General features: G+C 66.3%; 26 protein-coding genes. 8 read left to right on the top strand and 18 right to left on the bottom strand.

Translation table 11 applies throughout. From position 1 onward, the window contains the following. Nucleotides 1–315: 315 nt before the first annotated feature. A complete protein-coding gene (locus tag LFL96_RS06220) occupies nucleotides 316–2,067 on the bottom strand; it encodes a DUF6543 domain-containing protein (protein ID WP_280999230.1) in 1,752 nt (583 codons plus the stop codon). Between the two features lie 280 nt (nucleotides 2,068–2,347). Here LFL96_RS06220 and LFL96_RS06215 point away from each other — a divergent pair, with 280 nt between their 5' ends. Further along, entirely contained in the window at nucleotides 2,348–3,322 is a 975-nt protein-coding gene (locus LFL96_RS06215; protein WP_280999228.1) for a DUF1521 domain-containing protein, read from the top strand. Between the two features lie 208 nt (nucleotides 3,323–3,530). Continuing rightward, complete coding sequence (locus LFL96_RS06210; RefSeq protein WP_280999226.1) at nucleotides 3,531–4,484, top strand: DUF1521 domain-containing protein; 954 nt, start codon at nucleotides 3,531–3,533, stop codon at nucleotides 4,482–4,484. Nucleotides 4,485–4,673: 189 nt separating this feature from the next. Here LFL96_RS06210 and LFL96_RS06205 read toward each other — a convergent pair whose 3' ends face one another. The 17 genes from LFL96_RS06205 to sctC form a co-directional block, all read right to left on the bottom strand. Next, nucleotides 4,674–5,099, bottom strand: coding sequence for a hypothetical protein (locus LFL96_RS06205; protein ID WP_280999224.1), 426 nt, complete (start codon nucleotides 5,097–5,099; stop codon nucleotides 4,674–4,676). Next, nucleotides 5,099–6,511 (bottom strand): FliI/YscN family ATPase, encoded by a 1,413-nt coding sequence (locus LFL96_RS06200; RefSeq protein ID WP_280999222.1) that lies wholly within the window; start codon nucleotides 6,509–6,511, stop codon nucleotides 5,099–5,101. Before LFL96_RS06200 ends, LFL96_RS06205 begins: the two co-directional genes overlap by 1 nt. A gap of 72 nt (nucleotides 6,512–6,583) precedes the next feature. Continuing rightward, on the bottom strand, nucleotides 6,584–8,662 hold the full coding sequence (locus LFL96_RS06195) for a flagellar biosynthesis protein FlhA (protein ID WP_280999220.1): 2,079 nt from the start codon (nucleotides 8,660–8,662) through the stop codon (nucleotides 6,584–6,586). A gap of 1 nt (nucleotide 8,663) precedes the next feature. Further along, a complete protein-coding gene (locus LFL96_RS06190) occupies nucleotides 8,664–9,404 on the bottom strand; it encodes an EscU/YscU/HrcU family type III secretion system export apparatus switch protein (RefSeq protein ID WP_280999218.1) in 741 nt (246 codons plus the stop codon). 9 nt (nucleotides 9,405–9,413) lie between these two features. Next, entirely contained in the window at nucleotides 9,414–10,154 is a 741-nt protein-coding gene (locus LFL96_RS06185; protein WP_280999216.1) for a flagellar biosynthetic protein FliR, read from the bottom strand. Then, nucleotides 10,151–10,426, bottom strand: coding sequence for a type III secretion system export apparatus subunit SctS (sctS, locus tag LFL96_RS06180; RefSeq protein WP_280999214.1), 276 nt, complete (start codon nucleotides 10,424–10,426; stop codon nucleotides 10,151–10,153). Before sctS ends, LFL96_RS06185 begins: the two co-directional genes overlap by 4 nt. After that, nucleotides 10,423–11,070 (bottom strand): EscR/YscR/HrcR family type III secretion system export apparatus protein, encoded by a 648-nt coding sequence (locus tag LFL96_RS06175; protein ID WP_280999212.1) that lies wholly within the window; start codon nucleotides 11,068–11,070, stop codon nucleotides 10,423–10,425. Before LFL96_RS06175 ends, sctS begins: the two co-directional genes overlap by 4 nt. Further along, the gene (locus tag LFL96_RS06170; protein WP_280999210.1) at nucleotides 11,067–12,038 is read right to left on the bottom strand and encodes a FliM/FliN family flagellar motor switch protein; all 972 of its coding nucleotides are present in this window, start codon (nucleotides 12,036–12,038) and stop codon (nucleotides 11,067–11,069) included. The genes LFL96_RS06175 and LFL96_RS06170 overlap by 4 nt, the downstream gene beginning before the upstream one ends. Beyond that, entirely contained in the window at nucleotides 12,035–13,021 is a 987-nt protein-coding gene (locus tag LFL96_RS06165; RefSeq protein ID WP_280999208.1) for a FliH/SctL family protein, read from the bottom strand. The genes LFL96_RS06170 and LFL96_RS06165 overlap by 4 nt, the downstream gene beginning before the upstream one ends. After that, entirely contained in the window at nucleotides 13,015–13,602 is a 588-nt protein-coding gene (locus LFL96_RS06160; RefSeq protein WP_280999206.1) for a hypothetical protein, read from the bottom strand. The genes LFL96_RS06165 and LFL96_RS06160 overlap by 7 nt, the downstream gene beginning before the upstream one ends. Beyond that, nucleotides 13,599–14,699: a type III secretion inner membrane ring lipoprotein SctJ gene (sctJ, locus tag LFL96_RS06155; protein WP_280999204.1), complete on the bottom strand. Its 1,101-nt coding sequence runs from the start codon at nucleotides 14,697–14,699 to the stop codon at nucleotides 13,599–13,601. Before sctJ ends, LFL96_RS06160 begins: the two co-directional genes overlap by 4 nt. Next, complete coding sequence (locus LFL96_RS06150) at nucleotides 14,699–15,010, bottom strand: acyl carrier protein (RefSeq protein WP_280999202.1); 312 nt, start codon at nucleotides 15,008–15,010, stop codon at nucleotides 14,699–14,701. The genes sctJ and LFL96_RS06150 overlap by 1 nt, the downstream gene beginning before the upstream one ends. Next, the gene (locus tag LFL96_RS06145) at nucleotides 15,010–15,492 is read right to left on the bottom strand and encodes a hypothetical protein (protein WP_280999200.1); all 483 of its coding nucleotides are present in this window, start codon (nucleotides 15,490–15,492) and stop codon (nucleotides 15,010–15,012) included. Before LFL96_RS06145 ends, LFL96_RS06150 begins: the two co-directional genes overlap by 1 nt. Nucleotides 15,493–15,564: 72 nt before the next feature. Beyond that, nucleotides 15,565–15,912 carry a hypothetical protein gene (locus tag LFL96_RS06140; RefSeq protein ID WP_280999198.1) on the bottom strand — a complete coding sequence of 116 codons (348 nt, stop codon included), beginning with the start codon at nucleotides 15,910–15,912 and terminating at the stop codon, nucleotides 15,565–15,567. Between the two features lie 12 nt (nucleotides 15,913–15,924). Next, entirely contained in the window at nucleotides 15,925–16,188 is a 264-nt protein-coding gene (locus tag LFL96_RS06135) for a hypothetical protein (protein WP_280999196.1), read from the bottom strand. Continuing rightward, a complete protein-coding gene (locus LFL96_RS06130) occupies nucleotides 16,166–17,263 on the bottom strand; it encodes an FHA domain-containing protein (RefSeq protein WP_280999194.1) in 1,098 nt (365 codons plus the stop codon). The genes LFL96_RS06135 and LFL96_RS06130 overlap by 23 nt, the downstream gene beginning before the upstream one ends. Further along, on the bottom strand, nucleotides 17,253–19,520 hold the full coding sequence (gene sctC, locus LFL96_RS06125; RefSeq protein ID WP_280999192.1) for a type III secretion system outer membrane ring subunit SctC: 2,268 nt from the start codon (nucleotides 19,518–19,520) through the stop codon (nucleotides 17,253–17,255). Before sctC ends, LFL96_RS06130 begins: the two co-directional genes overlap by 11 nt. A gap of 436 nt (nucleotides 19,521–19,956) precedes the next feature. Between sctC and LFL96_RS06120 the strand changes: the two genes are divergently transcribed. The 6 genes from LFL96_RS06120 to LFL96_RS06095 all read left to right on the top strand — a co-directional run bounded on the left by LFL96_RS06120 (nucleotide 19,957) and on the right by LFL96_RS06095 (nucleotide 25,108). Beyond that, nucleotides 19,957–20,283 (top strand): ribbon-helix-helix domain-containing protein, encoded by a 327-nt coding sequence (locus LFL96_RS06120; protein ID WP_280999190.1) that lies wholly within the window; start codon nucleotides 19,957–19,959, stop codon nucleotides 20,281–20,283. 189 nt (nucleotides 20,284–20,472) lie between these two features. Then, on the top strand, nucleotides 20,473–20,940 hold the full coding sequence (locus tag LFL96_RS06115) for a hypothetical protein (protein ID WP_280999188.1): 468 nt from the start codon (nucleotides 20,473–20,475) through the stop codon (nucleotides 20,938–20,940). 141 nt (nucleotides 20,941–21,081) lie between these two features. After that, nucleotides 21,082–21,711 (top strand): hypothetical protein, encoded by a 630-nt coding sequence (locus tag LFL96_RS06110; protein ID WP_280999186.1) that lies wholly within the window; start codon nucleotides 21,082–21,084, stop codon nucleotides 21,709–21,711. A 60-nt stretch (nucleotides 21,712–21,771) separates the two neighbouring features. Then, nucleotides 21,772–22,665, top strand: a complete 894-nt coding sequence (locus LFL96_RS06105; protein ID WP_280999184.1) for a DMT family transporter — start codon at nucleotides 21,772–21,774, stop codon at nucleotides 22,663–22,665. Nucleotides 22,666–22,965: 300 nt separating this feature from the next. Then, nucleotides 22,966–23,532, top strand: a complete 567-nt coding sequence (locus LFL96_RS06100) for a TIGR00645 family protein (protein ID WP_280999182.1) — start codon at nucleotides 22,966–22,968, stop codon at nucleotides 23,530–23,532. Nucleotides 23,533–23,584: 52 nt separating this feature from the next. Next, the gene (locus LFL96_RS06095) at nucleotides 23,585–25,108 is read left to right on the top strand and encodes a fumarate hydratase (RefSeq protein ID WP_280999180.1); all 1,524 of its coding nucleotides are present in this window, start codon (nucleotides 23,585–23,587) and stop codon (nucleotides 25,106–25,108) included. Nucleotides 25,109–25,130 lie beyond the last annotated feature (22 nt).

Here is a 25,130-nt window from a genome sequence, read left to right as displayed (position 1 = left end):
CGGCGCGCGTGGCGCGCCGCGTCATGCAAACGGGACGGCATGTCGCCAAAATAAAGGCCGCAACTTACCCGTCACTTACATGCGCCGCAAGGCAAGGCGTCGTTGGAGACGCTGGGATTGTCATGTTAGCTGATGCAGGCCGGCAATGGCGCGGGGCTGGGGGATGCGGCATGCGCGGCCTGGCGCGAAGCGCGTGATGGATACCAGGGTTAAACCGGAGGACGGGCGAGCGGCCTTTCTTCGCGCCGCTCCGTGTTAACCCGTGGGTGACCGGTCGATCCGCCGCGAAGCACAACGTCGGTCAGGGCCAGTTGCTCAACCCTGCTCGGGAGAATGTTCAGGAGACTCGCCGATCAACGCCTTGAACGCCGTCATGTCGAGATCCGAGAATTCCTCGTCGAGCAGCCGGTCCAGCATCGCACGATCGCTTCTCGCGACCGCCTCTGGCGGCACGCGCATCCGCTGCGGCTCGGGCTCCGTCGATGCACGAGACACGGTGTGCGATCGCGCGGCATCGCCGGGGCGCGCATCGTGGCCCGGCCCTTCGTGCATCCCGATCAACCGTTCCAGATGCGCGATGCCCATGCGCACGACGTCACGCTCTGGAATGCGCAGTTCCCGTGCGACCTGCCCGCTCTCGACACCCTGCCCCAGCCGCTTGATGACCGCGAAGTTCAGCGCCTGCGCCCCGTCCGGCGGCACGCTTTCGGTCCGCAAACGTTTTGGTGGCGGCGCGGAATCGGACTGTCCGCTACCTCCGCTTCCCAGTCGCGGATACGTCTCGCCGCCCGTCGAGGTGCCTGGCTGAGGCGACGGCGGCCGCCGCGACACGGTCGATGAGGGCACGGCACGAGCCGGCAACGCGCCCACCGGGGCCAACGGCATTCGCGACGCCAGAGCCGGCGTTCGCTCCGGCTGCGCATCGCCCGGCAAACGGACCATTTGCTGCTGCACGCCCAATTCTCGCGCTACCTGTGCGTCGGACATCCGACCGCTTGTCCCGGCAACCAGGTCGGGGCGCAACTGCTGTGGCGCCGACGGGGTGCTACTGCCCGAGGGCCGACGCAGCCCCAAGGCCTCCCATCGCTCGTCGGATAACTTCAGTACATTTCTAATGGCAGTGTCACTCCAGCCGCCATTGCGCATCGCGCATACATCCGAAATTGTCGCGACACGCGGCGGGGGGCGCGTGATATTACGATCGAGGATTTCGTGCATCTGCAAACGACGAGTGGCTTGCGTCGGCGATACGGTCCCGTCTCCTTCGCCACGGACACTCGCTTCGCCACCGGTTGACGGCCCCGGCAGTCGGATATCCCTCAGTCGCGGAGTCGTCGCTCGCCGCGCCTCCTCTATCAACAGCACCGTTCGCGGATGCACACCGAGCTCGCGCGCGATCTGCGCTGCCGGCGTCCCGGCGGCCAGTCGTGTCGCGACGTTTTCCCTGAATTCGAACGAAGCGAGAGGCACTGCTGGCGGCATGGCAATCCTGTCCCTTACCGCGTAGACCACGGATTGGCTGATTGAAAACATCTTCATCACGGCGGCGTTGGACCATCCGTCACGCAGCAACGCCGCAATCTGATCTTTTATCTCGTGGGATATTCGCGGGCCGCCGCCCAGCAAACCGACTTCGTGGTGGATTTCCCAGTTGCCCCGCCCGTCGCTTCTAACCGGATACTGTGCCTTCGCCGGCTCGGCGGAGTGATGAAGACGCCACGTGCCGTTGTCCCGGTCGTATCTGACCGCGTATGCCCGGTCGTTTGCGTTGATGTACGCGTTACCTTTGCCGTCCCGATACAGGCCTGCTGTCCGCGAATCGGCGCGCAGGTCCGCGGCCGGCGCGCTCGCATACTTTTGCAGCACGGCGTAGGTTTGCGAGGCTACGTCAGCGCCTTGCTCCGGGCTACGATCCGTGCCGCGCAGAGGCAGGCGCGCGCCGATTTCGCCTGGCGCATCGAGCGTCGCAGGTCGGGACGACGCATCGACACCCTCACCCGCATCGCGCCGCCCGCCTTCGATTGGACTGCGTTCGTGCGGCAAATGACTACCAGAAGAGATTTTCATCGCGCTGCTTCCTTTTCGGTTAAACAGTCAAAACGGCTACCTGGGCAGGTCATTGCAACGCATCTGCAACATCGACAGGTCGTATCTATTTCAGCGCGCCCACACTCGTTTCGCGACCCAGCGCAGAGAAATTCATCTTCGTCTCCCAAACTATAAATAAGTATCTCGAATCAATTTCCGATCTCTCTACTAATGAACTCCCGGAGCCGCATCAAGACCGTCGGCAACGCGGACCCGGCTCGCAACCTCACGCCGACTCGTTCATTCAAGGGATCACACTATGCAGACAGTGACGCAAAGCCAGTTCTTCACGCAAACGTTCAACCCCAATCTGTACTCGCCGTTCGGCGGTGCGCAGCAGCCACAAAACTCGCGGATCGGCGGCTTCAACAACGGCTTTAATGGTGGGTTCAACAACGGCTTTAACACCGGCTTCAGCCGTGGCGCCAACAACGGCTTCAACAACGGCTTCAACGCATCGCGCCCGATGTCGCAAATGGCCGGCAACTTCTCGCGGGCCTCGTACACGGTCAGCGGACAAACCACGTCGAACGGCCAGACCTCGTCGTACTACGCGAAAACGACCATCACCAACCGCGGTCCAGGTGCCGGTCAGATGCAGCCGGGCTTCGGCAACATCGGCAATCAAGGCCCATTTGCGCACACCCAACACGCGTATCCCGGTTCGCAAGTGCCGCAGATGCCGCCGACGCAGCACGGCAACTGCGACCGCTCCGGCCGCACGAATCAATCGCAATGGACCGATACGGGCGTGTCGAACAACAAAGCCAGCATCGACCTCGGCGACTACAAACTGGATTTCAGCAAGTCCAATTCGTCGATGCTGCTGACCGACAAGAAGACCGGCGACCAAACGAACATCTACGGCGACCCGCACCTCGAGCAGCACGCGAACAGCGGCAAAAAAACGTCCGATATGTTCAACGGCACGATGACGTTCCAGTTGCCCGACAGCACCAAGGTCACGGTCGGCACGCAGCCCGCAAAGAACAACGCGTCGATTTCGTTCGCGGATAACGTGACGATCACGAAGGGCAATCAGGCGTATCAGGTGAGCGGTCTGAGCCAGCAAAGCTCGGCGCCGCTCACCGTGCAGAAGAGCAACAACGGCCGCGCGCTCGATGCCGCCACGCCGGACGGCTACACGGTCGTGGCGAATCGCAACGGCAGCGGCTTCGTGGACCCGGCCACCGGCAAGCAGCCGACCGCTACCGACCTGAAGAAAGCCGGCTAGGCGAACCGCCCGACACGAGGTGGTTCGATATCGCATCGACTCGCCGCGCGAACGGTCGAACACGACTCGTCCGGCGGCGCAGTCCGGCGCTTGCACGCCGCCGTCGAATCGCATTCGTTTCGATGCGACTGGACGGGCTTCGCCGCGCAGGAAAAATATCGAACCACGTCGACTCTCACGCCGACTTATTCACTCAAGAGATCACACCATGCAGACAGTGACGCAGCATCAGGTTTTCGCGCAGACGTTCAACCCCAATCTGTACTCGCCGTACGACGGCGCGCAACAGTCGAACTCCCGCGCCGGCGGCATCGACAAAGGCTTCAACGGCGGCTTCAACGGTAGCTTCAACAACGGCTTCAACGCATCGCGCCCGATGTCGCAGATGGCCGACAACTACTCGCGCGCCTCGTTCACGTTCAGCGGACAGAACACATCGAACGGGCAGACCTCGTCGTACTACGCGAAGACCACCATCACCAACCGAGGCCCCGGCGCGAGTCAGATGCAGGCCGGCTTCCGCCATGCCGGCAATGCCGGCAACTTCGACACCCAGAGTTCGTTCAGTTCGTCACGTTGCGGCACTGCCTCGTCGCAAGTGCCGCACATGCCGCCGATGCAGCGCGGCAACTGCGACCGGTCGGACCGCACGAATCAAACGCAATGGACCGACACCGGCGTGTCCGGCAAAAAAGCCAGCATCGACCTCGGCGACTACAAGCTCGATTTCGACAAGGCCAAATCGTCGATGCTCCTGACTGACAAGAGGACCGGCGATCAAACGAGTATTCACGGCGACCCGCATCTCGATCAGCATGCGAACAGCAAAGGCAAGACGTCGAATATGTTCAACGGCACGATGACATTCCAGTTGCCCGACAGCACCAAGGTCACGGTCGGCACGCAGCCGGCCAAGGGTAATTCGAAGGTCTCGTTCGCGGACAACGTGACGATCACCAAGGGCAATCAGGCATATCAGGTGAAGGGGCTGAGCCAGCAGAATTCGGCGCCGCTCACCGTGCAGAGGAGCAACGACGGTCGCGCGCTGGATAACGCCACGCCGCACGGCTACACCGTGGTGGCGAATCCCAACGGCAACGGCTTCGTGGACCCGGCGACCGGCCGGCAACCGACCGCCGCCGACCTGAAGAAAGCGGGCTAGGCGGACCGCGCGAAACGGGGTCAACAGCGACGGCGGTCAGCCTCGGGATTGCCGCGAGCCAATCGGAAGACAGGCTCGCGGCAATCCGTCAGTCGAAAAAACCGGCACGGTGGCTACCATTGGACGGAAACGCAAACGACGTCCCATCGCGCGAGCGAACATCACCGCGCCCATTCACACCCGCAGTCCTTAACTGTGCGCGCCTCTCACGGCAACGGCCGCAAGCGCCGCTCTCAACCTGTCCTTCGCATCGTCGGCGCGGGTCCGTTCGACCTGCCACGCGCGCAACGCCCGCGCCGCCTCGTCGCGCGCGGCGTCGTGCGCCGCCTGTGCTTCGTCGCGGCGCTGACGCAGCGCCGGCAACTGCGCGTCGTGCGCGCGTAACGTTGCGTGCCATTGTGCGCCGGCACGCACGTCGCGCCGGCAGAAGTCCAGCACATGCAACCGCTGCCGCGCATGCTGTTCCAACGCCGCGACCTGTTGCTCGACGACGGCCGCCGCCTGCCGTTCGTTTCGCCGCATCCCGGCCAGCGCGCGCAGCGTGCGCCGCACCCGCAGACCGCGCACCCTGACGAGCAGACGCCACAAGGCCACCTCCCGCGTCGCGTCGCGCATCACGCCGCACGACCATCGGCGCACAAAGCATGCAACTGCGCGAGCGAATCGCCCCACTCGCTGCTGCGGTCATACGGTTGCCGCAGGAACTGCTGGATCGCGGGACGCCGCGCGATCGCCAGATCGGTCGCGGTATCGTGGCCGTGCTCGTACTCGCCGATCTGCAGCAGCATCTCCACCTCCTCATAACGCGCGAGCCAGTCGCGCACGCAATTCGCGTCGTCACGATGCCCTGCTTCGGCGACACGATTCATCAAACGGCTACGGCTGCGCAGAATGTCGATCGCCGGATAGTGGCCCGACGCCCCCAGCTTCGACGACAACTGGATATGCCCATCCAGCAGCGAGCGCGCTTCTTCCGCCACCGGATCGGACAGATCGGCCTCGTCCGCGAGCACGGTGTAGAAACCGGTGATGCTGCCTTGCGCGGTCACGCCCGCGGTTTCGATCAAACGCGGCAACCGTGCGAACACGCTCGGCGGAAAACCGCCGCGCAACGGCGGCTCGCCGACCGCGAGGCCCAGTTCGCGCAACGCCCGCGCGTAACGCGTGAGCGAATCGAATAGCAGCAGCACGTGACGGCCGCTCGCGCGCAAGCCCGCCGCCACCTGGGAAGCGAGTTCGGCCGCCTTGATGCGTTCGGCGGCCGGCCGGTCCGAAGTGGCCGCGATCACCACCGTCGATTCGCGCCGATGCGCGAGGTGGTCGTGAATGAACTCGCCGACCTCGCGGCCGCGCTCGCCGATCAGCGCGACCACGATCGCATCGGTCGATGCGCCGTTCGCGATCATGCCCATGATCGTGCTCTTGCCGCCGCCAGCCGGCGCGAAAATGCCCGTGCGCTGGCCGACGCCGCAGGTCAACAGACCATCGATCGCGCGCACGCCCGTCGCGAACGGCGTCGAAATCACCGGACGTTCGAGCAGATTGAGGCTCGTCTCGCCGTCGCCGGATGAACGCGATGAACCTGACGAACGCCGCGTATCCATCGCGCCAGCCCTGCCGCGTGCAACACGCGCGAGCGCGTCCGCGGCGACGCGCTCCGCATTCGCCACGCCAACCGCCGCCGGCAACGCGCCGCCATCGAGCGGATTACCCAGACCATCCACCACTCGCCCAAGCAAGCCGAGTGCGTCCACACTGCCCCAACTCGTCCCGCAACCCTGCACCTCGGTGATATCCGACAGTCCCGCGAGCCCAGCAAGCGGCATCACCAGCGCGCCTTCCTGCGCGAAGCCGATCACTTCGCCGTATTGCGCTTCGAGCGTATCGGGCCGCACCAATCGCACCTTCTCGCCGATCCGCAACGACACGCCGACCACGCGCGCGATCACGCCGCGCGCTTCGACAACCCGTCCACGCAAGGACGGCGTGGAGGAAAAAACCGGCACCCTCTCATGCGACGCTTTCATCCGCTTCTCCTTCGATACGTCGATACGTCGAGACGTCGATACCTCGATACTTCGCTTCAATGCCGCCCTCCATCATTGCGCGCCCAACGTCGCGATCGTCCTGATCCGGTAGATATCGAACGGAATCTCCTCGACCGCGAGTACGTCGATACGCCAGCCGAAGTCGCGCAACAACCGCGCGAGATGCGGGCGCAGCACCGCGTTCGTGACCACCAGTCCGATCCCGGAGAGATCGCCGCCGAGCACCTGCTGCGCGCGCTCCAGTTCCTCCGCCGACAACACGCACACGGGCTCGCCGTCCATGCCGCTGCGTATCTGCGCTTCGAGGCTCGCTTCCCACGCGGGATCGAGCACGGCCGCGACGATGGTCCACGTTTCCAGATCGGCATAAATGCGCGATATCTGCCGGCCGAGCTGAATGCGGGCATCGCGCACCATCCGGTCGAGCGTGCGCTCGCCGCCCGGCACACGCACCACGGCTTCGAGAATCGCGCGCAGATTGCGGATCGGCACGCGCTGCTGCAACAGTTGCCGCAGCACGCCCGCAATCTGCACGACACTGACGGATTGCGTCGCCTGCCCGACCAGCTCGCGAAACTCGATGCCGAGCTGATCGAGCAGAAAGCGCGTCTCCTGGGTGCCGAGAAAATCCGCCGCCGAGCGCTCGCACACTTCGCCCAGGTGCTCGCACAACGCTTCGTCGACGCTGGCCTTCGCAATCGAGGGGTCGTCGATCGACGCGGCCTGCGCGTTCGGCACCCACACCGATTTTTCCGCATGCGGACGATAGCCGCCGACACCATCGAACCCGATCCGGCCCGCGTCGCCGCTGACCAGCGTGTGCGCGGCGACCAGCGTGCCGCTCGCGAACGGCACGTCCTCGATATCGACGATGTAGCGCTCCGGCGCGAGCCGCGCGTCGCGCAGCAACGCGAGCCCCGGAAACGGCACGCCCAGCTCCACCATCAGGCGGCGCCGCAACTGCCCGAGCTGACGGTTCAGCGCCTCGGGACGCAGCGCTTCGAACGCCTGCACGCCGAGCCGCAATCGCAGCGACGCGCTCGTGCCCAGTTCGACATCGTCGAGGATGCGCGGCACGTAGTTGCCGCCGTCGCGCGTCATGCCCGGCATCAGCGCGCGCTGCGAGTTGGTGGCGAGCGTGTTGTTGCGCATCAGTGTGAGCGCGAGCACGACCAGCAGCCCGCCGGCCAGCAGGAACTGCAGATGCGGAAAACCCGGAATCGCGGCGAGCGCACAGCACGCCACGCCGGCCATGCCGAGCGCCTTCGGATGCACGGTCAACTGCCGGTAGATGTCGCCGCCGAGATGCGCGTTCGCGCTGTCGGCGGCCGCTACGCGCGTGACCAGAATGCCCGCCGACACCGACACGATCAGCGACGGAATCTGCGACACCAGACCATCGACGACGGTCAGGATCGTGTACGCGCGCAATGCATCGCCGAACGACATGCCGCGCTGCGCGATCCCGACCGCGAGGCCGCCCACGATGTTCACCAGCGCGACGACGAGCCCCGCGACCGCATCGCCCTTGACGAACTTCATCGCGCCGTCGAGCGAGCCGTAGAAATACGTCTCGCGTTCGAGCGCCGCGCGCGCCCGGCTCGCCTGCGCGGGCGAGATCACGCCGGTGCGCAGATCCGCGTCGATACTCATCTGCCGGCCGGGAATGCCGTCGAGCGTGAAGCGCGCGCCGACTTCGGCGACCCGGTCCGCGCCTTTCGCCACCACGATGAACTGGATCGCCGCGAGCACGATGAACACCACGAGCCCAACCGCGACGTTGCCGCCCACCACCAGTTCGCCGAACGCGCCGATGATCTGCCCGGCGTGGGCATGCAGCAGGATCATCTTGGTCGACGCGATGGCGAGCGACAGGCGCAACAGCGTGGTAATCAGCAGCAGCGACGGAAAGCTCGCGAGGTCCACCGCTTTCGTCACGTATAGCGTGGTGGCGAGCATCGTGAGACTCGACGCGAAGCTCACGCAGATGAACAGGTCGAGCACGAACGGCGGCACCGGCACGATCAGCAGCGCGAGCACGGCCAGCAAGCCGACCGCGACGGCAAGGTCCGCATGCCGCGCGAAAAACGCCGACAGGTCGTAGCGGCTCAGAATGGAACGGTTCAGCATGTTATTGACCAAGCTCCCGATGAAGCGCGCGACGCCGGCCCTTGACGTAAGGATCGCCTTCGTCGTCGCGGTATTCGCGTTTGATTTCGTTCTTGTCCATGCGCAGGTTGCGCAGCCACAAGAACCGTTGAATGACAAAATCGGCCACCGCCGGCGCGATCTGCGACGCGGCCATCCACACCAGCAGATGCGAATGCGCGGCCGCGATAAAGCCGAGGTGCGCGGGCAGCGCATAGCCGTAAAGCGGCGCGAGTTGCCGCAGCCACGCGATCAGCGCCTGCCCGAACAGAAACAGCAGCACGGCGAATTGCAGCAGCGTCAGCGCCGTATCCCACACGAGGCGCAGACTGAACATCTGCTTGAATCCCTTGACCGGATCGAGACGCTTCAGATCGGGCATCGCGCGCTTGAGCGACACGAGGCCGCGCGTCTGCGCGAGTTCCGGCACCAGCACGGCGAGCGCACCGACGCCCAGCGCGCCCAGCAGCGACGGCAGCAACGACGCGGACATGCCGATCGTCGACGCGAGCCGCGCGCGGAACGGCAGGCTCGCGTCGAGCGTCGCCGCGCCCTCGATCAGGCGCGTGAGCAACCCATACAGATGCGGTGCCGCGATGAACAGATACAGCCACCAGCACAGCCCGCTGAACGCGATCGTCAGATGCGAGCTCTTCGCGGTCTCGCCGTCCTGACGGGCACGACGGAGTCGCTTGGGAGTAGGCGCTTCGGTCTTGTCGCTCATTGCTCTCGCTCACGGCAGATGAATCAGACGCTCGAACAGCAGCCGCAATTGTTCGAACAGCGGCGGCACGCCGAGCATCGCCGCGAACGACAGCACCATCGCCTTGACCGCGCGCGCGGTGGCGAACGGGTTGAGCCGTTTCGCGTGACGCGTCATCAGTCCGAACGCCACGTCGATCAGCAACACCAGACCGAGCAGCGGACTCGCGAGCCGCACGCCCTGCGCGAACGACCCGGCCAGCGACGCGCGCGTGCCGTCGAGCGCGATGCGTTGAAACACGTCGAGCAGATCGGTGCGCCAGCGGCCCGGCGGCCACAAAGCCCAGGCATCGGCGAAGAAGCCGAACACGAGCGGCATGCCGGGACCGGTGAACACGACGAGCGCGGCGAACTGCGAGAACAGCGTTTCGAACAGCGCCGCTTCCTGCTGGAAATGCGGGTCGTAGATCGCCGCGCTCGAATAGCCGCCCTGCTGATCGAGCACCGCGCCGGCCGCAGCCGCCGCGTGAAAGATCGTGCCGAGCAGCAGACCGAGCGCGGCGCCGGTCGCCAGTTCCATGCAGAACGCCGGCCACGGTTCGGCCGGCCAGCCGGTCTGTTGCGGCAGCATCGCCAGCGCGAGCAGCATCGGCACGCGCAGCAGAATGCCGAGCGAGCCTTTCTGTCCGAACGGAATCAGGAACAGCGCGACGGCGGGCCGGATCGTGCAGAACGCGAAACCCTGCAGATAGCCGATGAAGTCCGGGTTCAATGCAGACGCCCCGCCGCGACGTAGGTGAACACGTGCGCCAGAAAACGCGCGAGTTCGCGGCTCGCCCACGGCCCGGTCGCAATCAGCACGACGCCCACGCAGATGATCTTCGCGCCATACGGCAGGCTCTGATCCTGAATCTGCGTGATCGACTGCAACAGCCCGACCAGCAGACCGACGATCGTCGCCACCGCGAGCGCCGGCAGCGACAGCCAGAACACCAGCAGCAGCGCGTCGGCCGAGAGCGTCGCAAGAGAAGGATGCGCGGTCATTTCACGTATCCGACGATCAGCGCATGCATCAGCTTCGAGATGCCGGACACCGACACGAAGATGAACAGCTTCAACGGAATCGATACCGTGCTCGGCGACAGCATCACCATGCCCATCGCGGTGAGCACGTTGGCGACCACCAGATCCACCACGAGAAACGCGATGTACAGCAGAAAGCCCGCCTCGAAACCGCTCGAGATCTCGCCGATCAGAAATGCCGGAATCAGCAGACTGAGGTCGGTCTCCCGCGCGTCGCGCGCGGGGTCGATGCGTTTGGCCGCGCCCACCAGGAACTTGCGCTCGTCGGGCCGCGAATGCGCGAGCATGAATTCGCCGAGCGGTCCGCGCACCGCCTGCACCAGTTCGCCCGGACGCGGCAGCTTGAACTCGCCGTTGTCGGTCGCGGGTAAGGCCGCGTCGATCTTCGCGACGGTCGGCGCCATCACGACCAGGGTCGCCGCGAGCGCGATGCCCGAAATCGCCAGATTGCTCGGCGCCTGCTGCACGCCGAGCGCGGAGCGCAGCAGCGTCAGCACGATGCTGAACTTCGTGAACGAGGTGGTCATCACGACCGCGAGCGGCAGCAGCCCCAGCATGAAGAACAGACTGATGACCGGCAACTGGTCGAGTTCGGGACCGTTCATGCCGGGCGGTCCTCCTGGGTGAGCCGGGTCACGCGCACGCCGAGCGAGCCTTCGATCTCGATCAGCTCGCCGCGCGCGAACGGAATGCCCTGGCACAGCAGCGTCACCGTGCGTTCGCTCGCGGGCAAACGGAACGCGACGATCGAGCCCTGACGCAGATGCGCGAGTTCGGCGACCGACAGCGACAGCGTGCCGAGCACCGCGTCGAACGCGAAGGTCAGGGAGTCGATGGGCAGCAGTTCGCTGGTCACTTCGACGGCAGGCGTTTCATCATTCAGGACTTGGTCTATCAAGGTGTGCTCCTCAGTGAACTTCAATAGAATCCGGCACGCGCCGAGCCGCAGCGGCAGCCGCAGATAGCGCGCGTGACGGTCGAACAGCAGCGCGTCGCCGACCGCGAGCCGGCGCAGACGCGGCAGCGACAGCGACGGCCCCGGCATGCAGATCGGCATGCGCACCATCAGGCGGCGCAGCAGCGCGTCGCCGGGCGGTGCGGCGAGTACGTGGCGATGTAGCCACGCATCGACCGCCGGGCAATGGAACGAGAAGTGGGCGGTGCGGCCGCTCGTCGTCTGCGTGACGGCGAGGCCGTAGGCGCCCGCTTCGGGTAGCGCGTCGAAGCCGATCGCGTTCAGTTCGATCGTGAAGCCGAACAGGCCTTCGAGCGCGCACAGCCATTCGCTCAACGCGGCGGCGACGTGCGCGGGCGCCGCGTCGCCGAGCGCGTCGAGCACCGTCGGCGCAAGTTCGGGCAGCAACGCGCCGACATCGCAGACCGCGCTGAACGGCGCCTGCGCCGCCGTGCCGGACAGACGCAGCGGATAGCGCGCGCGGCTCGGCTCGAATTCGAGCGTGAATGCGCGCGCGCCGACGCGCACCGCGCGCGGCCGGCCGAAGTGTTGCAGCGCGAGGTTGTGGCGTTCGGCGTCGGCGCGCGTCAGGGTCGGGAGATCGGGCCAGAGGGTCATGCGACGCCCCGGATGAAGACGCCGGATCGCCGTGGTCGCGGCGGCGCGTGGATTGCTTGGGGGTCGATCGAGGTGGCGGGCGGGGTAGGCACGGCCTGGTGTCCAGCCGTGTGTCCAGCCTCGAGTCCGGCCATGTGCCCGGCGTTGTGTTCGGCGTTGTGTTCGGCGTTGTGTTCGGCGTTGTGTTCGGCGTTGTGTTCGGCGTTGTGTTCGGCCTTATGCCCGGCCCTTCGCATCGGCATCGGCACCGGCACCGGCATCGGCATCGACATCGGCATCGGCATCGGCGCGGCCAGCGCCACCAGCGTCTCGCGCACGCCCTCCTCGATCACGTCGATCGTCGTGCGTCCCGCGCTGTCCGCAAGGTCGTAGCGACGCAACACCGCGGCGATGCCCTCGCGAACGCCGCGTTCCAGCGCCCGCAACTGCACGGCCAGACCGCCGTCGATCACGCCTGCCTCCGTCTCGACCACGCAGGAATGCGCGGGCAATCCCGCATCGGCGAGCACCGTGCACAGCGGCGCGCCGAACTCGCGTTCGAGCGTCGACGCGAGCTGCGCGGTGTCGTCGAACACGGCCGGCGCCACGCGGATCGACACGAGCCGCTGCGATTGCGCGACCGCCACCACGCGCCGCAATTGATGCGTAAGCGCGGCCGACGGCGGCAATTCGCCGACGATGTCGTTGACCACGCCCAGCACGATCTGCGCGAGCCGCTCCTCCAGCCGATGCGCGACGAACGCCGCCGCGGCCTCGCGTCCCGCGTGTTCGCGCAGCGCTTCGAGCTTGCCGGCCGCGTGCCCGTGACGCCACGCGCGCCGTTTCATTTCGCGCGCCCGTTCGTCGACGCGTTCGCGTTCCTGTTCGGCTTCGGCCGCGCGCTGCGCCTCGACGGCACGCAGGCCGTCGAGCGACGCGAGTTCGCGCGCGCTCAGATGTCCGTCGGACTCGATATGCCATGCGCCCATCCGGCAGATCAGCATCGGGTTGTCTCCATCAAGCGCCGTGCGTCGATCAGCAGATCGCGCGCATCGGCCATCGTCAAATGGGGGGTGCGATAGGTCAGCGCACGTTGGGCGATCTCGCGCGGCAAGCGCAGACTCCACCAGAACGCGTGACCCGAACCAGTGCCTGCCTGTTGCGCAAGCGCGAGGCCGAGCGCGGTCATCTCGCGCCGGTCGAACGGCGATGGCATGGGCTCGACCGTCAGTTCTCGCGAGGCGGCCCGCGGATGACGTTGCAGCGCTTCGAGCACGCGCGGCGCGACGCTGGCCGCGAAGGCCGTGCGCGCGGACGCCGCGACGATGCGGCGCAACGACGGCGCGAGCGCCAGCGACGCGGCGATGCGACACAGCCGCGCGCAGGCTGGGCGTGACCATGCGGGGAGCGCGTCGGGTGCGTCGGCCGGTAACGCCTGGCGCAGTTGCGGATAGCGGTCGAACAGGAAGGCGTGAGCGGCGCGCAGGGTCCACTCGTGACGGACCGGGCGGCCGGATTCCAGCCAACTGTGGTGCGCCCAGCACGCGGGAGCGTGGAAATAGGGATGTGTTCGAGCGGGCGTCATGCGTGACCTCCGGCGTGCATGCCGGGTGCGGGATCGGTGGGATCGGTGGGGTCTGTGCCGCCGGCGGCCTCGGTTTGCGCGTTGGCGTTGGCGTTGGCGTTGGCGTTGGCGTTGGCGTTGGCGTTGGCACCAGCCTCGGCGTTGGCAGCAGCGGCAGCGTTGGCGGCATTCGCAGCGGCGGTATCGGCATCGACCGCGACCGCCGTTTGCGCAGCAGCGCTGGCCGGCCGATCGCCCGCCCCGCTACCGCCATTCGCCCGGTTCGCCCGATTCGCACCATCGGCGGCCCCACCCGCCGGGCCGCGCGGCTTGCGCGTGAACCAGCTACGCCGTCCCGACCGCCATAGCCACGCGAAACCGCTACCGGCCATCACCGCAAGCGCCAGCGCAGCCAGCAGCGCCGTCACGCGTGACATGCCCGCGCCACCGGCGCGCGAACAATCCGTCGCGGCGACCCCGCCCGCTGGCACCGCGGCGGCAGGACCGTCGGCATCATCGCCACCGCAATTGCCGGGAAACGTCAGCACCGGCGTCACCGGCAGCAGCGTCAACGACACGCGCGCCGGCGTCAGACCTTCGACGCTGCCCGCCACCATCGAGCGAATCCGGTCGCGCATCAGCTCGAGGTTGTAGTCGCTGCGGTAACGCATCATCACCGACGCGGACGGCAACGTGTCCTGCGCGGGGTCCATCGGGTCCTTCTCCGGCAGCACGATGTGCACCCGCGCGAGCAGCACGCCGTCCATCTTCTCGAGCGTCTCCGACAGCTCCTGCGACAAGCCGTACACGAAACGCACGCGGTCTTCCTCGGGACTCGAAATCAGGCCCTGGCGGCTGAACAGGTCGCCAAGATTCGCATGCCCGCCGCGCGGCAGCGCATAGGCGCTCGCGAGTTCGGTGGCGATCACCGCGTCGGCGTCGTCGACCGACACGTTCCACGTGCGATCCGCGTTACGCTCCTTGTAGCCGGTGATGCCGTGATGACTGAGCGCGGCGACGATGTGGTTCGCCTGGTCCTCGTCCAGTCCCTCGAACAATGAGATCTTGCAGCCGGCGAGCAGCATCAGGACCGGCAGCACGTACAGGGCGCGGCGCATCAGCTTCGCTGCGACAGCGTCTGGATCGCGTTGCCGATCTGGTCGGCGACGCGCACCGTCATCTGCACGCGCACCGAGTAGGCGCCCATGTCGGCCTGCATGCGCAGCAGGTCGATGGTCGACACGCGGCCGGAGCCGAGCTGGTCGAGGTGATTCGACAATTGCTGGATCGACAGGTCCTGCGCGTCCTGCGCGCGTGCGAGCAGACGATCCATCATCGAACCCGGATCGCCGGTGCTGGCCTGCAGGGACAGGCTGGGATCCGATGCACCGGTAAAGGCCGGCGGCGTGGTGGGAGGAAGTTGCAACATCAGTGACGGCCTCGAAAATTCAGTCGGTTGAGGGTGGAGAACGACGGCACGGGCGCGGACTGCGCGGCTCGATGGATGCGCACGCCGCGGGTGAAAGGCGCACATTCCGGCAGCTTGAGAAAGGCCTCGGCCATCGCCGCCGCGCTGGGCTCGTCGCTGCCGATCACGTTCAGCAAGGTGCGCACGCCGAGCGCGAAATGGCCTTCGAGCACCTGGGACGCGCCGAGCCACGCGCAGGCCTGCGCGTTGTCCGGCACGAGTTCGAGCGCGTGGCCGAACAGCCGCGCGGCGCCGCGATAATTCGCGCGATCGACCTCGATCAGCCCCAGCCCGAGATAGGGAAAGGCGCGCTGCGGATACACCGTCGCGAGCCGCTCGAACAGATAGCGCGCTTCGTCGAAATACCGGTAGACGCGCGCCAGATGACCGATCGCGATCAGCAGTTCCAGCGTGTCTTCCCGTAGCCCCGTCTGCGTATTCATGTGCTTGCGAAGACGCCGCGCGGGCGTCTTCGTCCTGGTTAATGAGGATTACCCGGAGGATTTCCCGGTGGATTACTTGGTGTTCTGCGCGACCGACTTCTGCGAATCGTTGACCGTCTGCAGCATGTTGGTCGCGGCGGTGTTGAACGTGCTCAGCTCACCCACCGCCTGCTGGGCGCGCAGCATTTCGACGTTGCCCTGGTTGTTGCCGCCGGTGCCGTCCATCGCGTTGCCGCCGCCCTGCTGAAGACCGTCGGCGTTTTCCGCCTGTTGCAACGTACCGTTGACCTTGTTGTTCTCCTTGGCAAGGATCTTCTCCAGCAGACCCAGCAAGCCGCCGGTCGACAGGCTGCCGCTCGGGCTGATCGACGAATTGCCGCCACCTGCTCCATAAAAATTGCCGATTCCACTTACGTTCATTGTTGAGACTCCTTACGATTTACCGCGCGCATTGACGAAGCTCGCGCTTCGTTCCACCACCCGCCGAGCCGCGCGCAAACACTCGACGAGAAGCATTCCTTCCTTGTGTGCGTCCGGCGGCGCATTCGCGAGCGCCGCGCTCAACCGTTCCATTTCTTCCGTGAGCCGGGCGACGATCGCCGCGCGGCCCGCGCCGCCGCCTTCGGCGAGTTGCGCTTCGAGCGGCAGGTCGCCGCACGAGCCGAGCGTGCTTTTACCGGCAGCTTTTGGCGGCATGGCCGGCCTCCGCGACGAACTCGTAGATCGAACCGTCGTCGTCGCGCGTGATCTCGGCGGCGCATGCCGAAATCCGGCTGATGCGGCCCATCGGCACGCGCGCGCCGACGAAGTAGCGCACACCTTGCGCATCGGTCAGCCAGGCCGCGTGGCGGCTCGCGAGCAGGTTCAGGCCGAGCGCGTCGAGCGGCACGCGCACCCGTTCGCCGGACGGCTCGTGCCCAGGGAACACAAGACCGCGCAGCCCGCCGATCTCGGCTTGCGCGAGCCGCGTCACACGCGCGTAGTCCCACGCCTCGGGCGATAGATATCCGTGCGCGTCGGGCAGCAGCGCGGTGAATGCGCCGGGTTGCGCGGGACGCACTTCGGCGCCGCGGTAATAGCGCGCGAGGAATTCGCCGAGCTGTTCCTGCATCTGCGCGAGCACGAACACGTGCATCACGGGCGCGCGCTGGCGCGACCATGCATAGGCGGTCAACGAAGCGAGATCCGCCGCCGACTGCACATAACCCTCGTAGACCAGCGTGCCGGTCTTCGCGTCGGGATGCGCCTTCACCAGCCGGAAGGTGTCGTCGTGGCGCGCCGGACGCGGCGTGACGGCCGGCGGCAGCGAGCCGAGCCACGCCAGCATCGCGAACGCGACGGGTGTGCCGAGGACGGTCGCGCGCGTCACCGGCGACGCATCGGTCCAGCGCTTCCCGACATACGCGAGCGGTGCGTGGCGCAGCAGATAGGCCCGCTCGGCATCGCGCGCGACGTTCGGCCCGGGCGTGTCGCGGCCGCCGAAACGGAAGCTCACGCCGCCTACGGAAAACCACGCGCCGTAGCGCAGCGAGACGCGGCGTCCGGGTAGCACGCGCCGGCCGAACACCGCGACGCCGGGATGCTGCGCGGACAGCGCGAGCGTCGCGCCCTGCAATTCGACGGTGGCGTGCAACGGTTCGACGCCTTCGTCGATCACGAGCAGTTCGGCATCGGCGCCGCTGCCGATCCGCAGCGGCTGGTTGGACGACAGCACGATGCTCGCGCCGGTGTGCACGCCGTCCAGCACGACGATCTGCGCGTCAGCGGTCATCGCGACGCTCCCAGGGCAACGTCTGCATGGGCGGCAGCGCGGATGAGGCATGCGCGGCCGGGAGTGGTGACGTCGACGGTGACGGCGGTGGTGACGGCGCTTGTAACGCTTGCTGGACTACGAGTGCAGGCGCCTGCTGCGGCGCCGGCCGCGACGCTGGCTGAGACGCGGACTGCGGCTCAAGCCGCGACGCTGGCAGGAACAGGGGCGGTGCAAGTTGCCCGGCGCCTGACGAGCCTGACGAGCCTGGCGAATCCGGCAAGCTCGACGGCGCAGACGCGTTGTCCGGTGCGAGCGCGCGCAGCGCCGCGTCGACGTTACGCGGCGGCACGGGGGCGGCAGCGTTGGGCGCTGCGCCGTCGGTCGCCGCATTAGCCGCCATGCCGCCGCTTGCCGGTGGCGTCAACGTCGACAACGCGGGCACCGCTTCAGGTCCACCGCCCATCGAACCCGTCATCGCGCCCGGCAAACTGCCCGCACCGATGTTCGGCACACCTTCCCCGCCCGCCCGCTTCAATCGCGGCGTGATCAGGATCAGCCGCTCCAGCCGCTCATGCGTCGTCCCGGTATCGCGAAACAGCGCGCCGAGATACGGCACGTCGCCGAGCACCGGCACCTTCGAGGTCGTGCGCTCGCTGCGTTCGTACTGGTAGCCGCCGATCAGCAGACTCTCGCCATCGCGCACGATCGCCTGCGTGACGACCGAGTGCTTGTCGACCTGCGGAATGCCATCCACGGAGGTCGTGGAATTGAATGCGCCGTCGTCGATCTGGATGTTCAGCCGGATGTTGCGGCGCGCCTCGCCCGTCGGCTCGATGTTCGGCGTCACCTTCAGCATCAGACCGGTATCGATGTTGTACAGATCGACCGCCTGATTGCCCGCCACCCGCACGTACAGCGAACTGCGCGAAGTCAGCGCGGCCTCGGTGTTGTTCAGCGTGAGCACGCGCGGACGCGACAGCACGCGCGCCTGGCCGTTCGTTTCGAGCGCATGCAGTTGCGCGAACAGATACTGGGCCGAGTTGCCCACCAGCGTCGCCAGATTCAGGCCGCTCGCGGCGCTCGCCGCGGTGGTCAGCGCCGCCGCACCGAACGACAGCGGCGCGGCGGCCGTGCCGACGGCGCCGTCGATGCGCCCGGTCGCGCCGCCCCAGGCCACGCCGAGCGAGCGCGCGGCGTTCGACGACACGTCGATCACCAACGCGTCGATTTCCACCAGCTCCTGCGGCTGGTCGAGCATCGCGATCGCGCGTTCGTAGGCGGGCATCATCGACGCGAGGTCGCTGATCACGACCGCGTTGGTGCGCGCATCGGCGACGATGTTGCGATGGGCGAATGCGGCGCCCGGCGCTCCCGGTGCCCCCGGTGCGTTCGAATCGGTGCCAGGCAGCGGTGCGGCGGCGTTGTCGGCGGGCGGCGGCATGCCGGCGAGGCCGAGGCCGAGCAGGCTCGGCAGCGGCGGCGGCCCGCCGCGTGCATCGCGGGCATCGGTGCGGGCAGCGGCACGTGAGTCGTCGATTCCGGAGCGCGGCGTGGACGAGGCCGACGGCGCGCGCGCCGCGCCACCCTGCCCCGCATCCGACATCAACTGCCGCAGCAAGGACGCGACGCCCGGCAACACACGCTCCTGTGTGCCGACCATGTAGCGAATGTCCTGCGCCTGCGCATAACGCAACGGGAAAATGCGGATCGTCGATTCTTCCGGGCCCGGTTCGACCGTGGCCTGACGCTGCGCCTTGTCGATCGCATCGGCGACGGCATCGACGAAACGCGACGGTCCCGCGACCTTGATCGTGGTCGCGGAATAGCGGATCGGCAGACGCGCGTCGTCGAGATCGAGATTGCGCAGCAAAGACGCGACCGCTTCGCGGGTCATCGGCGCGAACGGAATCACGCGGCTGCGCACGTCGGCCGCGGTCGCGACGTGCATCGCGCGGCCGTCGAAATACCAGACCAGCCCGTAGGCCTCGGTCAGTTGCGTGAAGACGTTGCCCGGCGTGTCGTCGAAGCGGCCGTTGACCACCCCCTTCACGTCGCGGCCGATGTTCGCGCTCAAACCTTCGACGGCGAGCACGTCGCGCAGCACGTCGGGCAGCGCCGCGCCGTTGACCGCGTAGTGCATCGGCGCGCCGTGCCAGTCCGGCGTCGCGGCCTGCGCCGTGGAAAACCGCAGCGGTAGCAGCACGCACACGACGCCGAACGGACCCGCGAGGTGACGCATGGCGGCGCGAGTCGCACGCGGCAACCGGAGTGCCATCGCGTCGCCTTTTCTGATCATCGAGGAGTTGCGCCACATCATAAACATTAAAAATCCCTGGCCACGTTGATTGACAGCGTTGTAGGGAATTTAATGGTGGCGTCGCTATTCCAGGTATTACACATGTAGTACAGGAACGGATCAGCGAATTCGCCGATACGCGTTTATCGCATTTTATTGACGCTTAAGTCGCCGGCATATCGGTCCGCCCCGCAAAGACGCCGAATTATCCTGAAAACACGAAGCCCGCGAAAAAACCTGCAAGTCTTATTCATGTATGACCCGCTTCGTTCGCAGAGAGAGAGGATTGACAAACCAACCCACCGATTAATCCGATCATGACCGACGACCCACTGAACAAGCTTTCCGCCAGACTGCGCTTTTCGCTGTTACTCCATGATCTGACCGAGACAGCGGCATTAAACAGCGCAGAATCATGTCAGATTCCTACAAGCATCTACCTATGGTGCTGACACGGTATTGCAATTTCGCGCCTCGGCTTGCCCGCCCCAAATTGCGTTCGATCCGGATTAACGGATTTGCAACATGTTTGCGATTGGAAGAAATCTACTGGCGAATCATCGAGGAAATCGCGCGTCAGGAATCTCTGACAGTGGGGAAACTGATTTCAAAATGGGCGCTTGAAATCGATATGACGCAGGAAACCATCTGTAATTTCACCGGCTTCATCAGAATTATCTGCGTGACGCAAATACTCGAGCGCACTTACCCGATCGATATGAAAACGATCGCGCCCGAGTGATTTATTCGTTTTGCATGATTAATGTCTGCTGGCCCGAACCCCTAACACTTTCCGACACAAGGAGACCTATCGAAGCGATCCCATCACAGAACCGAATGTCGGCACACGACAGCAATCGATCACCACGCGCAATTGCTCAGGCAAGAAACGCCACGGAACGGTTTAACTTTTCAATCAACGAATTTGACTATGACGAATACGATCAACAACTTCGGCGCAGGCATGCCGGCCGGTTTCAACACGCTCGCGACGCAACCGCAAGGCGGGTTCCAGCTCGACGCGAAGATCCGCTCGGTGCCTATCTATTCGCCGGACCAGGGCGGGTTCGGTGGCATGGGTGGCATGGGTGGCATGGGTGGCATGGGTGGTATCGGCGGCATGGGCGGTGCGGGTGGTGCGCCAGTTTCGCGGCTGGCCATGCCCGGCCAGGGTCTGGGCCTCGTCGCGCACGCGTTGGGCGGCGGCGGTAACGCTGCCGGCGCAGCGGGTGGCGCCGGCAGCGGTGGAAACGGTGCGCAGATGATGGGCGGCCTCCTCGGCATCCTTCAGTCGGCGCTGACGGCTGCCGCACAAATCGCGCCCCCGCTGCTCAACATGGTCGGTTCGATGATCGGCGGCATCGGTGGCCAGGGCGCTCAAGGGGCCGGCGCCGCCTGAACGCTGCCTCGGCCCAGGCAGACCGACTAGCCGCCGCGCTCACGCCGGCGGCCGCATCCGGGGCGGCGCAACGCCGCCCCGGGCGTAACCCGCAACCACTCCGCTTTTTCCCAGCCTCCCCCGCCTCCAACGCGAAACACGATGAATACTCTCCGCGGGCTCGACCCCGCCGATCGCCAGCGTCTCGACGCTCTCATCCGGCAAGCCAACGCGCAGTCGCAAACCGCGCTGACCGCTTTCATCACCGGCGGTTTTCACGCCATCAACGGCGTGCTGCGCGCCGCGTCGCCACCTTCCGATCCCGTGCGCCGTTTTCTCGACGAACTGCGGCAGGCCGCCGATTACACCGGCACGTCGTATCGCGTGTCGTACGTGATGCGCGCCGCGCTCGCCGCGCTGCAACGCGGCCACGCGCGGCAATTCACGGATCTCGGTGCGCAATGCGCATTCGTGCTGCCGCGCAACGCCGCCGCCTGGGCGCTGCGCGCGACGCGTCCAGCGCAACACGCCGGTCTGTGCGAGCTGTACTCGATCTTCGACGAATCGGTCCCGCAGAAGAATCTCTCCACCGATGCCTGCACGGACCTCGTCGTCGTGCCGCCCGGCACGCGTTTGCGCGTGAAGGCGCTGCGCCTCGTGGCGATCGCCGCGCCGGCGGGCGACGGCCGGCAGCGCGCGATCGTCCACTTCGCGCACGCGGCCGCGGATACAGGCGCGGATGCGCCGTGCGCGGCATGCTACGACCTGTTCGGCGGCGCACGCGTGAGCTGACTCCGGTAAACTGCGACGCGCCGCGCACCAGCCGCGCACCACCTATCCGGGCTTTCCGTTTTGAACCGCTATTCCCTGCTTCTCATCACCTCGATGCTGCTGGTCGGCAGCAACGTCGGCATCGGCAAATCGATCGTCGGGTTCGTCCCCGTTCCGCTGTTCGCGCTGCTGCGCTTCGTGATCGCGATGGCGGTACTGGGGCCGCTGCTGCGCGCCGCCAAACTGCGGCGCGTGAAGCGCGGCGAGTGGTTCAATCTGTTCCTGCAGGCGCTGTTCGGCACCTTCGGCTTCACGCTGCTGATGCTCAACGGCGTGCAGCGCACCAGCGCGGTCGCGGCCGGCGTGATCACCAGCACGATTCCGGCGGTCGTCGCGCTGCTGTCGTGGCTGATCCTGAAGGAGCGGCCGAACGGCCGCGCACTCGCGTCGATCGCGCTGGCGATCGCCGGCGTGGTCGTGATCAATCTCGCGCATGCCGATCCCAACGCGGGCGGCGAGAGTTCGTTCGCGGGCAATCTGATGATTCTCGGCGCGGTGTGCTGCGAATCGCTCTACATCATCCTGTCGCGCCGTCTCACGCAGACGCTCGCGCCGCTCGACATCTGCGCATACACGCATCTCTTCGGTCTGTTGCTGATGCTGCCGCTCGGCGCCGGCACGCTGCTCCACTTCGACTACCGCGCGGTGCCGCCGGGCGTGTGGATGCTGGTGCTGTGGTACGGACTGTCGGCGAGCATCTTCTCGTTCTGGCTGTGGATGAAAGGTATCCGGCACGTGCCGGGCAGCCTCGCGGGCGTGTTCAGCGCGGTACTGCCGGTAGCCGCCGCGATCTATGGGATCGCGTTTCTCGGCGAACGGCCGACGCTTGCGCACGGTGTCGCGCTGGCCTGCGTCGTCACGGGCATCGGGCTTGCCAGCCTGAAGGTCAAACGGGTGCCGCCGGTCGCGTCGTGAAGGCGCGCCAGGCGCACGCCGCACACTGCTCGCGCCCTGCCCGCCGCACGGCAGCAAAGCCCGGCGACGCTGTACAATAGCGCGCCTGCCGTGAGACTGGCCGGCCATGCGCGGACCCCGCGCGCTGGTCTGTCCGGCAGTCCGCGCTTTCCGCGTTTTGTCAGTGTCTTCCGTTTGCGTCTCCAGTCCGCGCGCTGCGTGCGGCGGGCCGGCGCAGCGAGGCGCATTTCCGTCACCTGCGTTCCGTCGACTCCGCCTATGTCCGCTCCGCGCCCCGACTCAGACCGTCAGCGCCGCCCCATGCGCCCGCTGCCCGCCATCATCTTCATGAGCCGCTGGCTGCAGGTGCCGCTCTATCTGGGCCTGATCGTCGCCCAGGGCGTCTACGTGGTGCTGTTCCTGAAAGAAGTCTGGCATCTCGTCACCGCGTCCATGACGCTCGACGAAACCAACATCATGCTGGTCGTGCTCGGTCTGATCGACGTGGTGATGATCTCGAACCTGCTGATCATGGTGATCATCGGCGGGTATGAAACCTTCGTGTCGCGCCTGGGCGTCGAGGGCCATCCGGACGAACCGGAATGGCTCGACCACGTGAACGCCGGCGTGCTCAAGGTCAAATTGTCGATGGCGCTGATCAGCATCTCGTCGATCCATCTGCTGAAGACCTTCATCAGCCCCGACCAGAATTCCACGCACACCATCATGTGGCAGGTGATCATCCACGTCGCCTTCCTGGTGTCGGCGCTCGTGATGGCGGCGGTCGACCGCCTCACCACCAGCACGCATCCCAAACATTTTCAGGAACCCGCCAGTTTGCAGGCGCTCGGTTCCGCCGGTTCCACTCCCCTGAAGGCGCACGACTGACCGCGCTGCCCCGCGATCGGTACAACAAGCGCCACTCCCCACTGAGCTAGCCATGACCGTCATCAAACAGGAAGACCTGATCCAGAGCATTGCGGATTCGCTGCAATACATCAGCTACTACCATCCGCTCGATTACATCCAGGCCTTGGGCCGCGCCTACGAGCTCGAACAGAGCCCGGCGGCGAAAGACGCGATCGCGCAGATCCTCACCAACAGCCGCATGTGCGCCGAAGGCAAGCGGCCGATCTGCCAGGACACCGGCATCGTCACCGTCTTCGTGAAGGTCGGCATGGACGTGCGCTGGGACGGCGCGACCATGGGCGTCACCGACATGATCAACGAAGGCGTGCGCCGCGGTTACCTGAACCCGGACAACGTGCTGCGCGCGTCGATCGTGAGCCCGCCCGAAGGCGGCCGCAAGAACACGAAGGACAACACGCCGGCCGTGATCCACTACGAGATCGTGCCGGGCAATACGGTCGACGTGCAGGTCGCGGCGAAGGGCGGCGGCTCGGAAAACAAGTCGAAGTTCGCGATGCTCAATCCGTCGGATTCGATCGTCGACTGGATTCTGAAGACCGTGCCGACCATGGGCGCGGGCTGGTGTCCGCCGGGCATGCTCGGCATCGGCATCGGCGGCACCGCCGAGAAAGCCATGGTGATGGCGAAAGAATCGCTGATGGACCCGATCGACATTCAGGACGTGATCGCCCGCGGTCCGCAGGACTGGATCGAAGAGCTGCGCGTGGAACTGCACGAGAAGGTCAACGCGCTCGGCATCGGCGCGCAGGGTCTCGGCGGCCTCGCCACCGTGCTCGACGTGAAGATCATGGCCGCGCCCACGCACGCCGCGAGCAAGCCGATCGCGATCATCCCGAACTGCGCCGCGACCCGTCACGCGCACTTCACGCTGGACGGCTCGGGCGTCGCGAAGCTCGAAGCGCCGTCGCTCGACGCATGGCCGAAGGTGCAGTGGGAACCGGACACCGAGAAGAGCCAGCGCGTCGATCTGAACACGCTCACGCCGGAGCAGGTCGCGTCGTGGACGCCGGGCCAGACGCTGCTGCTGTCGGGCAAGATGCTCACGGGCCGCGATGCCGCGCACAAGCGCATCGCCGACATGCTGGCCAGGGGCGAAAAGCTGCCGGTCGATTTCACGAACCGCGTGATCTACTACGTCGGCCCGGTCGATCCGGTCCGCGACGAAGCCGTCGGCCCGGCAGGCCCGACCACCGCCACGCGCATGGACAAGTTCACCGAGACGATGCTCGCGCAAACCGGCCTGATCTCGATGATCGGCAAGGCCGAGCGCGGCCCGGTCGCGATCGAGGCGATCAAGAAGCACAAGGCCGCGTATCTGATGGCCGTGGGCGGCGCCGCGTACCTCGTGTCCAAGGCGATCCGCAGCGCGAAGGTGCTCGCGTTCGAAGACCTCGGCATGGAAGCGATCTACGAGTTCGACGTGCAGGACATGCCGGTGACGGTCGCCGTCGATTCGAACGGCACCTCCGTGCATCAGACCGGCCCGAAGGAATGGCAGGCGAAGATCGGCAAGATTCCGGTCGCGACGGTTTGAGCATCGGCGTACCACGCTGACG

Origin of the sequence: Paraburkholderia sp. D15, from assembly GCF_029910215.1 — a bacterium.
In the GTDB taxonomy this organism is placed as follows: Bacteria; Pseudomonadota; Gammaproteobacteria; order Burkholderiales; family Burkholderiaceae; genus Paraburkholderia.
The sequence above is the reverse complement of the archived record's forward strand: the minus strand, read 5'-3'. Positions and strand labels throughout refer to the sequence as shown.